General features: G+C 60.0%; 9 protein-coding genes. 2 read left to right on the forward strand and 7 right to left on the reverse strand.

Annotated elements, in window-relative coordinates; genetic code table 11:
* Position 1 precedes the first annotated feature (1 nt).
* Positions 2–1828, forward strand: coding sequence for a phosphogluconate dehydratase (edd, locus tag FHX08_RS13900; protein WP_132652612.1), 1827 nt, complete (start codon positions 2–4; stop codon positions 1826–1828).
* A 75-nt stretch (positions 1829–1903) separates the two neighbouring features.
* On the opposite strand, the gene FHX08_RS13905 is transcribed toward edd, so the two are convergent.
* The 6 genes from FHX08_RS13905 to FHX08_RS13930 all read right to left on the reverse strand — a co-directional run bounded on the left by FHX08_RS13905 (position 1904) and on the right by FHX08_RS13930 (position 8941).
* Positions 1904–2317, reverse strand: coding sequence for a hypothetical protein (locus FHX08_RS13905; protein WP_183728680.1), 414 nt, complete (start codon positions 2315–2317; stop codon positions 1904–1906).
* Positions 2318–2432: 115 nt separating this feature from the next.
* Positions 2433–3524 (reverse strand): ABC transporter ATP-binding protein, encoded by a 1092-nt coding sequence (locus tag FHX08_RS13910; protein WP_132652613.1) that lies wholly within the window; start codon positions 3522–3524, stop codon positions 2433–2435.
* A 20-nt stretch (positions 3525–3544) separates the two neighbouring features.
* Positions 3545–5197: an alpha-glucosidase gene (locus FHX08_RS13915; protein ID WP_132652614.1), complete on the reverse strand. Its 1653-nt coding sequence runs from the start codon at positions 5195–5197 to the stop codon at positions 3545–3547.
* A gap of 35 nt (positions 5198–5232) precedes the next feature.
* A complete protein-coding gene (locus tag FHX08_RS13920) occupies positions 5233–6396 on the reverse strand; it encodes a carbohydrate ABC transporter permease (RefSeq protein ID WP_132652615.1) in 1164 nt (387 codons plus the stop codon).
* Between the two features lies 1 nt (position 6397).
* Complete coding sequence (locus FHX08_RS13925; RefSeq protein ID WP_132652616.1) at positions 6398–7411, reverse strand: carbohydrate ABC transporter permease; 1014 nt, start codon at positions 7409–7411, stop codon at positions 6398–6400.
* 168 nt (positions 7412–7579) lie between these two features.
* The gene (locus tag FHX08_RS13930; RefSeq protein ID WP_132652617.1) at positions 7580–8941 is read right to left on the reverse strand and encodes an ABC transporter substrate-binding protein; all 1362 of its coding nucleotides are present in this window, start codon (positions 8939–8941) and stop codon (positions 7580–7582) included.
* A 298-nt stretch (positions 8942–9239) separates the two neighbouring features.
* Here FHX08_RS13930 and FHX08_RS13935 point away from each other — a divergent pair, with 298 nt between their 5' ends.
* Positions 9240–10265: a LacI family DNA-binding transcriptional regulator gene (locus FHX08_RS13935; RefSeq protein WP_132652618.1), complete on the forward strand. Its 1026-nt coding sequence runs from the start codon at positions 9240–9242 to the stop codon at positions 10263–10265.
* Positions 10266–10283: 18 nt separating this feature from the next.
* Here the strand turns inward: FHX08_RS13935 and folD are convergent, their stop codons facing one another.
* Positions 10284–11183 (reverse strand): bifunctional methylenetetrahydrofolate dehydrogenase/methenyltetrahydrofolate cyclohydrolase FolD, encoded by a 900-nt coding sequence (gene folD / locus FHX08_RS13940; protein ID WP_132652619.1) that lies wholly within the window; start codon positions 11181–11183, stop codon positions 10284–10286.
* Positions 11184–11213: the final 30 nt, after the last annotated feature.

An 11213-nucleotide genomic window follows, 5' to 3' on the forward strand; every position in this document is an offset into this window, starting at 1 on the left:
CATGTCCGCTCACGCACGCATTGCTGCGATCACGAATCGCATTGTCGAACGCTCGAAGCCGACCCGCGAGCGCTATCTGGAGCGCCTGCGCGCTGCCGCCTCCCAGGGTGTCAACCGTTCTGTTCTCGGCTGCGCCAATCTGGCCCATGGCTTCGCCGTCTGTTCCCCGGCCGAGAAAGATGCACTTGCAGGCGACCGCGTGCCCAATCTCGGCATCATCACCGCCTATAACGACATGCTCTCGGCCCACCAGCCGTTCGAGACCTATCCGGCAATCATCCGCGAGGCGGCTGCCCAGGCCGGCGGTATTGCGCAGGTCGCCGGCGGCGTTCCGGCCATGTGCGACGGCGTCACCCAGGGCCAGCCCGGCATGGAGCTCTCACTCTTCTCCCGCGACCTGATCGCCATGGCGGCAGGTGTCGGCCTGTCGCACAATATGTTCGATGCCGCCCTCTTCCTCGGCGTCTGTGACAAGATCGTGCCCGGCCTCGTCATCGCTGCGCTTTCCTTCGGCCACCTGCCGGCGATCTTCATTCCGGCCGGGCCGATGACGTCAGGCCTGCCGAACGACGAGAAGTCGCGTGTGCGCCAGCTTTTTGCCGAAGGCAAGGTCGGCCGCGCCGAGCTGCTGGAGGCCGAATCCAAGTCCTATCATGGCCCCGGCACCTGCACCTTCTACGGCACGGCCAATTCCAACCAGATGCTGATGGAGATCATGGGATTCCATATGCCGGGTTCCTCCTTCATCAATCCCGGCACGCCGCTGCGTGAAGCGCTGACGCGTGAAGCTGCCAAGCGGGCGCTCGCCATTACCGCACTCGGCAACGAATTCACGCCGGCCGGCGAGATGATCGACGAGCGCTCGATCGTCAATGGCGTGGTCGGCCTGCATGCAACCGGCGGCTCGACGAACCATACGATGCACCTCGTCGCCATGGCGCGCGCCGGCGGCATCGTACTCACCTGGCAGGATATTGCCGAGCTATCGGAATTGATCCCGCTGCTTGCCCGCGTCTATCCGAACGGGCTCGCAGACGTGAACCATTTCCAGGCAGCCGGCGGCATGGGCTTCCTCATCAAGGAACTTCTGAAGCAGGGCCTCTTGCATGATGATGTGCGCACCGTTTTCGGCCAAGGGCTCGAAGCCTATACTGTTGATGCGCAACTCGGCGAAAACGGCACGGTCGTGCGCCAGCCTTCACCGGAGAAGAGCCACGATCCAAAGGTGCTCGCCAGCATCGAGACACCTTTTCAACCGAATGGCGGATTGAAGATGCTGCGCGGCAACCTCGGCAAGGCGGTCATCAAGATCTCTGCGGTCAAGGCCGATCGTCACATCATCGAAGCACCGGCTGTTATCTTCCACAGCCAGCAGGAGCTGCAGGACGCCTTCAAGGAAGGCAAGCTTAATCGCGACTTCGTCGCTGTCGTGCGCTTCCAGGGACCGAAGGCCAACGGGATGCCGGAACTGCACAAGCTGACGCCGGCGCTCGGCGTGCTGCAGGACCGTGGCTTCCGCGTGGCATTGCTCACCGACGGGCGTATGTCCGGCGCGTCCGGCAAGGTGCCGGCGGCAATCCACGTCACGCCCGAAGCTGTCGATGGCGGCCCGATCGCCCGCATCAAGGACGGCGACATCATTCGTCTCGACGCGATCAGGGGCACGCTCGAAGTTCTCGTCGATGCCGCCGACATGGCCGAGCGCGAACCTGTCGTTATCGATCTCTCGGACAATGAATTCGGCATGGGCCGCGAGCTCTTTGCACCGTTCCGCCATGCGGTCGGCCCGTCCGACCAGGGGGCCAGCGTACTTTTCCACGCCCACTGACATCCCGTCATCAATGCAAAAGAAAAACCCGCGGCCAAACCGCGGGTTTTCCATATCCAGCGAGGCGCGAGGCTGCTACGCGCGGATATCGAGGACGTAGTCCTTATGAGCAGGGTGCGTGCTGTAGACGAAGATCTTGTTCAGTTCCTTCTGCGTCAGCAGGCGCAGGAAGCGAACCTCGATCGTGTTGTTCGGAAAGGTCTTCATCAAGAGGCAGCCCACCTTGGTGATGCGGGCGTCCGGAATATCAAGATAGAACTGCTTGGGCAGCGTATATTGCGTGAGGATCGCGAGGATCGCGCTGCTCATCGAGATACGGACGATATCACAGCGGCGCGAGGCGGCATGCATGACGCCCTTTTCCGTATATTCGATGCGCGCGGCGTTCATCGTGTCTTCCATCTTGAACCGCGATTCGCGGTCGTACATGAAAGACTCTTCCTTGGCCAGGAAGTGCGATTTCGGCGGTGTTGGATTCGATGCGGCCATGGCCTTGGTTCCCTCAGTCTTGATCGAAAAAAGGCTAGCACCGCATGTTTAACAGAAAGTGAGAATCCTTCCCCTCCACAGCCTCAGGAAGAAGGATTCCACCAAAAATGGATGATCACCTCCGATAAGTGTGACCCGCAGCATCGAAGAGATGCAGCTTCTGCCGATCGGCGACGAAATGCATCTTCTGACCCTTCTTCACATCATAGATGCCGGGCAGCTTGACGATAATCGGCTCGCCCTGAACCAGGCCCTCGATATAGAGCAGTGTCACTTCGCCTAGCGCTTCGACGATCGAGACTTCGCCCTCGAAGAGGTAGTCTTCATTCGCGGCTGCGATGCGCAGATCCTCCGGGCGAACACCGAAGCTCGCCTGCTTGCCCTTTTCGGACGCCGCAGTGGCCATGGCGAGCGTTACAGACTTGCCGCCGGTCAGCGTCACCGTTGTGTTTTCGCCGGCATTGGTGATGGTTGCCGGGATGATGTTCATAGCCGGAGAGCCGATGAACTTGGCGACAAAAAGGTTTGCCGGGCGCTCATAAAGCTCCAGCGGCGCACCGACCTGCTCGATATTGCCGGCGGAGAGAACGACAATGCGGTCGGCCAGCGTCATCGCCTCGACCTGATCGTGCGTGACATAGATCATCGTCGTATCGGCCATCTGTTCGTTGAGCCGGGCGATCTCGATGCGGGTTGCGACGCGCAGTGCTGCGTCGAGGTTGGAGAGCGGTTCGTCGAAAAGGAAGACCTTCGGGTTGCGGCATATGGCCCGGCCGATCGCCACGCGCTGGCGCTGGCCGCCCGAGAGCGCCTTCGGCAGGCGGTCGAGATATTTCGTCAGTTGCAGGCTTTCGGCCGCCGCCCGCACGCGGCGGTCGATTTCCTGCTTGCTTTCGCCGGCGATCTTCATACCGAAGGCCATGTTGTCGAAGACCGTCATATGCGGATAGAGCGCGTAGGACTGGAATACCATGGCGATACCGCGCTTCGACGGCGGCACGTCATTGACGAGCATGCCGTCGATATACATCTCACCGCCGGTGATATTCTCGAGGCCGGCGATCATGCGTAGAAGCGTGGATTTGCCACAGCCGGAGGGGCCGACGAAAACGATGAATTCGCCCTCGTTGATCTCCAGGTCGATACCGTGGAGCACGTCCACGGAGCCATAGGATTTGCGGATATCCTTAAGCGTCAGTCCAGTCATTTCCTCTCCCCTCCTGATCCTTAAGCGAGGCGGGCGAAATACGCCCCCCAAGCCGGAATATCGATCTTGTCGCCGTAATTGTTGCTGGTAAAGCCATGGCCTGTCAAAGCCTGCCATTCGCCCGCCGGCAGGCTGACATTCACTTCCGCTGCGCCCATGTTGAAAATGCAGAGCAGCGTCTCGTCCGCATATTCGCGCGTGAAGATCAGCGCGTCGCCCTGCGGTTCCTCGAACTCGATCTCACCCTTGGCGAAAGCCGGGTACTGCTTGCGGAAGGCGATGAAGCGGCGGTAGTGCTCGAGCACCGAGTTCTCGTCGCCCTGCTGGACACTGACGGCGCGCAGGATGTGCTCAACCGGCACCGGCAGCCAGGGCTTGACCGTCGAGAAGCCCCCTTGTGCGACCTGGCTATCCCAGACCATCGGCGTGCGGCAGCCATCACGGCCCTTGAATTCCGGCCAGAACTGGATGCCATAGGGATCCTGCAGATCCTGATAGGCGAGATCGGCTTCGGTGAGCGCCAGCTCCTCGCCCTGATAGAGGCAGACCGAACCGCGCAGCGTCATCAAGAGCGCGGCGTAGAGCTTGGCGAAAGCGTCGTGATCGGCGACCAGCGAACCCCAACGACTGACATGACGCATCACATCGTGGTTGGAGAAGGCCCAGCAGGCCCAGCCATCAGGAGCGGCCGCACCAAAATCCTTCATGACTTCCTCGACGCGCTCAGGCGTAAGCGGATCGGGCGCCAGGAATTCGAAGGCGTAGCACATGTGCATCTTGTCATTGCCGGACGTATATTCGCCGACAATTTCAAGACCGCGCTGGCTGTCGCCTACTTCTCCAACGGCAGCGATCGCCGGATATTCTTCCAGTACCGCACGGAAGCGCTTCAGGAATTCGAGGTTCTCCGGGCGATTCTTGTCGTAGAGGTGCTCCTGGAAATTATAGGGGTTCACGGCCGGAGCAGTCGATGCGTTGCGGCGTTCCGGCGGGAGCGCCGGATTGTCGCGCAACAGCTTATCGTGGAAGTAGAAGTTGATCGTATCGAGACGGAAGCCATCGACGCCGCGCTTCAGCCAGAAGCGGACGACATCGAGCAGGCGGTCCTGAACTTCCGGATTGTGCAGGTTCATATCCGGCTGCGAGGTCAGGAAGTTGTGCATGTAATATTGCATGCGCGTCGGATCCCAGGCCCATGCCGAACCTCCGAAGATCGACAGCCAGTTGTTCGGCGGCGTGCCGTCCGGCTTGGCGTCTGCCCAGACATACCAGTCTGCCTTGGCATTCGTCTTGCTCGTCCGGCTTTCGACGAACCATGGGTGTTGATCGGAAGAGTGTGAGATGACGAGGTCGATCATCACTTTTATTCCGAGGCGGTGTGCCTCCGCGATCAGCGTGTCGAAATCGACGAGTGTGCCGAAAATCGCATCGACGTTTTCATAGTCCGACACGTCATAGCCAAAGTCGCGCATCGGCGAGGTGAAGAAAGGCGAAATCCAGATGGCGTCGGCGCCGAGGCTTGCCACATGCGGCAAGCGGGCGGTGATGCCCTTCAGGTCGCCGATGCCGTCACCGTTCGAATCCTGGTAGGAACGCGGATAGATCTGATAGATCACCGCGCCGCGCCACCAGTCCTTGTCGGCAGTCAGATCGGATTGGAAAGCCACACTCATGGGATATCCTGTTTGAAATTGCGTCTTGGGATGGATCAGCCTCCCTTGACCGACCCCGCCAACAGGCCCCGCACCAGATAGCGCTGCAATGAGAAGAAGACGAGCAGCGGGATGATGATGGTGACGAAGGCCGACGCCGTCAGGATTTCCCAGTTGCCGCCGCGCGAGCCGAGCAGCGCATTCAGCGCTCCGGTCAGCACGAGGTGATCTTTGTCGGTACCGAGGAAGACCATGGCGACAAGCAGGTCGTTCCATACCCACAGGAACTGGAAGATCGCGAAGGAGGCGAGCGCGGGGAAGGACAGAGGCAATACGATGCGTGTGAAGATCTCGAAATCGCTCGCACCGTCGACGCGGGCGGATTCGATGATTTCCTTGGGCAGGCCGGCGATATAGGCCCGAAGGAGGTAGATGGCGAGCGGCATACCGAAGGCGGTATGCGCCAGCCAGATACCGGGATAGGTCTTGGATGGCTGATTGATCATCGCGCCGATCTCATTATAGAGACGCAGCAACGGAATGAGCGACATCTGCAGCGGCACGACGATGAGGCCGACGACGAGCGCGATCAGCAGCGCGCGGCCGGGAAATTCCATCCAGCTCAGCGCATAGGCGGCGAAGGCGGCGATCAGGATGGGGATGATGGTCGCCGGAATGGTCACCGTCAGCGAGTTGATGAAAGATTGACCAATGCCCTCGCTCGTCAGAACGGTTTTATAGTTCATCATCGTGAATTCGGGCGGCGCCGATGCCGCGACATAGATACGGCGCGGACGTTCGTCGGAAGCGAAGGCTGCATTCCTCATGTAGCGGTAGCTGCCGTCGCTATTGATGAGCAGGCTTTCGCCATCGCCGAGATCGGCGGTCTGGCCGGCCTCGAAGGCTGAAGGCTGCTGCACACGTACGCCAAAGGCCTTGACCGAACGACCGGGCTGGTCTGCCAACACGTTGCCCGTGATGACGTAGATATCCCCCTCCTGCTTCTGTTGATCGGGCGTGCCGAGGCGCACCGCGACGGTCTGCGTGGAGCCGGCAAAGGCGGTCCACCAGCCGGACGCGGTGATCTGGTCCCTGTCGCGGAGCGCGCTGACGAAGATGCCGAGTGTCGGCACCAGCCAGACGATGACGATAACGAGAACGCAGAAGTGAACGAAGAGACGGGCTGGGCCGATCTTGAAGTAACTTGCAGCTCTCGTCATCTCAGCGCCCCCTCAACTCGGCATTGGCGCGACGCACGTTCCAAACCATGATCGGGGTCACGGCTAACATGATGACGAGGGCGATAACGGCACTTCGGCCGGAATCACCACCGCCGCGGAACAACCAGTTGAACATCAGGTTTGCCAGCACCATGGTCTGCCACTGGCCGTTGGTCATGGTGAGCACGATATCGAAGACCTTGAGGACAAGGATAGTGATCGTGGTCCAGACGACCGCAATCGTGCCCCAGACCTGCGGCACCATGATGCGCCAGAAGATCTGCCAACCATTGGCGCCGTCAATGACGGCCGCCTCGATTGTCTCTTCCGGAATGCCACGTAACGCTGCCGAGAGGATGACCATGGCAAAACCGGTCTGGATCCAAATCAGAATCACCATCAGGAAAAAGTTGTTCCAGAAGGGAACGGAGATCCAGACCTGTGGCGTACCGCCGAAGGTCTGCACAATAGCGTTCAGAAGACCGATCTGCACATCGTTGCCGCCGCGATATTCGTAGATGAATTTCCAGATGACAGAGGCGCCGACGAAGGAGATCGCCATCGGCATGAAAACGATGCTCTTGGCGATATTGCCCCACCAGATACGATCGGTCATTACAGCTATGATGAGGCCGAAGAAGGTGCATGCGGCCGGCACGACGGCGAGCCACAGAATGTTGTTGAAGATCGACTGGCGGAATTCGCGGTCGGTCAAAGCCCATTGATAGTTCGCCACGCCGACGAACTGGTTTCCCGACCGGTCGTAGAAGGACAGGATGAAGGTCGCGACGACAGGATAGACGAGATAGACGATCAGCAAGAACAATGCCGGACCGAGGAACAGCCAGGGGCGGATCATCGCGCGCCGGTTCAGATTGGTCGCGGCCTGACGGATATCACCGTCCTTCACCGGTAAGGCGAGATCGAGGATCTTGTTCGAGAAAAAGAAATAGGCCGAGCACGCGAAAACGGCGACGACCACGACGCCCAAAGCGGACACTATCTGCAACAGCATTTCGTCCTCCCCTGCTTCCCTGTCTTATTTTGAAGGGTTAACGCCGGATACCGTCAATCCACCTTGTGTCTTTGACCACAGGATCCGACACGGCCGGGTCTCCCCTCTGGAACCCGGCCGTGCATTCCGGTACCGCCGCCGGTCGCGGCGGCACGAACTGACAGGAAATTACTTGATGCCGTCCCAGGCGCTCTGGATTTCAGCTGCGGCGTCCTGGGCGGACTTGCCACCGACGAAATCGACCATGCCGGTCCAGAAGGCACCTGCGCCGATCTTGCCGGGCATCAGATCCGAACCGTCAAAGCGGAAGGTGGTGGCCGAGGTCAAAATCTCGCCTTCCTTCTTCATCTGCGGGTTGGCATAGGCATCGACATTCACACCCTTATACGGGGTCAGGAAGCTCGACTGCGCCATCCAGAGTTCATGCGCGATCGGCGTCTTCAGGAAGTCGATGAAGGCGCGGGCCGTCGGAGAGTCCTTGGTGATGGAGACGAGCGTGCCAGCACCCAGAACCGGCTTGCCGAGGTCAGCATGCGCAGCATAGGTCGGCATGTAGAAGAAGTCGGCATCCGTGCCGAGCTTCGTGCCTTCCGGGAAGAAGCTCGGAATGAACGAAGCCTGATGGTGCAGGTAGCACTTCGGCGGAACGGCGAACAGGCCCTTCGGGCTGTCGCGGAAGTCGGTCGAAGCCACGGCTGCAACGCCGCCGTCGACGTACTTTTCGTTCTTGGCGAACTTGCCGAATTCGTCGATCGCGGCAACAACGGCCGGATCGGTGAACTTTACTTCATTGGTCGTCCACTTGTCGTAGACGTCGGGCTTCTGGGTGCGCAGCATGATGTCTTCGACCCAGTCGGTTGCCGGCCAGCCGGTCGCGCCGCCCGAACCAAGACCGATGCACCAGGGAACACCGCCGTCCTTGACGATCTGGTCGGTCAGGGCGTGCAGTTCTTCCATTGTTGTCGGGACTTTGTAACCCCCTTCCTGGAAGTTTTCCGGAACGTACCAGACGAGCGACTTCACGTCGGCCTTGTACGGGAAGGCGAAGTAGGCCTCCTTGCCATCCTTGCCCTTATAGGTGCCATAACCGACCCAGCTATCGCCAGCGCCGTAATTGTCCTTGACCCACTTGGAATTGTCGTCGCCAAGCGGCGTCAGGAAGCCCTTGCTGGCGAGATCGGCCAGAAGGCCTGGCTGCGGCAGGATTGCGATATTCGGCGGGGAGCCTGCCTGCGTATCGATGACGATCTGCTGCTCATAGTTTTCAGAGGACGAATATTTGGCGTCAATGCCGGTCGCTTCGACAAAGTAGGCGAGGATGCTCTGGAAGAAGGCCTCGTCTTCGCCACGCCAGGGGCCGAAGATCGTCAGTTGCTGACCCTTCAGGTTGGCATGGCCAGCCTTGAAGTCGTCATAGCTCTTCCAGTTGAACTTGGCATCCTGGCCCGGTGCAAACTTCAAATCCGCGGCCGACGCAGCGCCGGCAAAAAGCGCCGCAAATGCGACGCCCATCAAAAATGATTTCTTCATGTGATCAACCTCCCATCACAATCCCAAATGCGCCGAATTCCATTGAAACGGAAATCTCAAAGCGCTTTGACACACCAACTCATTCACTTTCAATGGAATGAAGTCAAGCCATTTCACGAAAACGGCTGGAATACCGGCGCAGCATCGCGTTGCAGCAAGGCTCCATGGGAAATATGGAGCGATTTTTCTTGAGTCAAGCGCGGCAGCTGCTACATAATTGAAAGCGCTTTGGATGCCACTGGGAGGCGGCGGCCACTATTGTTACGGCCGCAGGGCAGGCCGGGAGGAAGCATAACAGGTGAATCTCAAACAGCTATCGGAACTGCTGGGGCTTTCGCAGACCACTGTGAGCCGCGCGCTCAATGGCTATCCTGAAGTCAACGAGGCGACCCGGGAACGCGTGCTCCGAGCCGTCAAAGAGACAGGATACCGCCCGAATAAGGCAGCCCAGCGGCTAGCGACCGGAAAAGCCGGTTCGATCGGCCTGGTCATGCCCACAGCACCCGGCCATCAGTCCGACGTGCATTTCGGCGAGTTCCTGACCGGTCTCGGCGAAGAGGCGGTCCGCCACGACTTCCACTTCGTCATCATGCCGGCAGATCCGGATGATGAGGTAGGAGCACTTCGGCGGTTGGCGATCAGCGGCAATGTGGATGCCCTCTTCGTTGCCTATATGCGCGGCCACGACCCGCGGCTCGCCATGCTGAAATCGCTTTCTATGCCCTTCGTGGTGCATGGCCGCTCCTTCGGCACGGAGCCGGATTACCCCTATCTCGACATCGACAACGAGACCGCTTTCTACGATGCGGCGCGGCTTCTGCTGCAGCTTGGCCACACGCGCTTTGCGCTGATGAACGGCCCGGCCCACCTCGATTTCGCCATTCGCCGCAGGAACGGTCTGATTGCCGCGCTCGGCGAGCGCGGGCTGGAGCTTTCGGAGGACTGCACGAGCCATACCGTCATGACGGATGAGGAAGGGCTGATTGCCATGGAGCGCTTCCTGCAACTCGCCGAGCGGCCGACTGCCATCCTGTGCTCTAGCACGGTTCTGGCCCTCGGCGCGATCCGGGCCGTCAATCAGGCAGGATTGAAGCTCGGCGAGGATATTTCGCTGATCGCCCATGACGACGTGTTGCCGCTCTTGAAGCCGGAGAATTTCTCCGTGCCACTGACGACGACCCGCTCGTCACTGCGCGCCGCCGGCGTGCGTATCGCGCAGCGGCTCATCAGCACTGTCAAGCAAGCCGGCCCTTTCCCCGAGCAAGAGCTCTGGAAGACGGAACTGATCGTCAGGGCCTCGACGGGCCCTGCCCCGCAAAGCTGATCGGCGCTCTCGATTTGATCAGAATGATGGCGGCGCAAGTCCTGCCGAACGATGGGCGGCGATCACAGTATTGGCCATCAGCATGGCGATCGTCATCGGGCCGACGCCGCCAGGAACCGGAGTGATCACTGCAGCGACCGGAGAAACCTCCGCAAAAGCAACATCGCCAACGAGGCGGGTCCTACCCTCGCCCCGCTCGGGTGCCGCGATGCGGTTGATGCCGACGTCGATGACGGTGGCACCTGGCTTCACCCAGTCGGCCTTGACCATTTCCGGACGGCCGACCGCGGCCACCAGGATATCAGCGTTGCGGCAGACTTCAGCGAGGTTCTTCGTGCGCGAATGAGCGATCGTGACCGTCGCGTTGGCGTTCAGCAAGAGCTGCGCCATTGGCTTGCCGAAGAGATTGGAGCGGCCGATGACGACAGCATTGAGGCCGGAAAGGTCCGCACCATGCGTACGGCGGACGAAAACCATGGCGCCGGCCGGCGTGCAGGAAACCAGACCCGTCTTCAGATCGCCGGTCGCAAGCTTGCCGGCGTTGACGACGCTCAAGCCATCGACATCTTTTTCCGGCAGGATCGACTGGATGATCGGCTCGCTGTCGAGATGTTTCGGCAGAGGCAGCTGCACGAGGATACCGTGGATCAATGGATCGGCATTGAGCGAAGCGACGAGTGCTGCAAGCTCCTCCTGCGTCGTCTCGACCGGCAGCGTGTGCTGGACCGATTTGAATCCGCATTCCTTGGCCATGCGACTCTTGGAACTGACGTAAGTATGGCTCGCCGGATCGTCGCCGACGATGATGACCGCAAGGCCCGTCTGAATGCCTTTGGCGGCCTGAAGCGCGGAATTTGCTGATTTCACGGTTTCAATTACGGAAGCGGCAACCTGTTTGCCATCGATTACTGTCGTCACGCGTCTTCTCCGCCCATTTCGCGCCAGTCT

The sequence above is a fragment of the Rhizobium sp. BK529 genome (genome assembly GCF_014194105.1).
Lineage (GTDB): Bacteria > Pseudomonadota > Alphaproteobacteria > Rhizobiales > Rhizobiaceae > Rhizobium.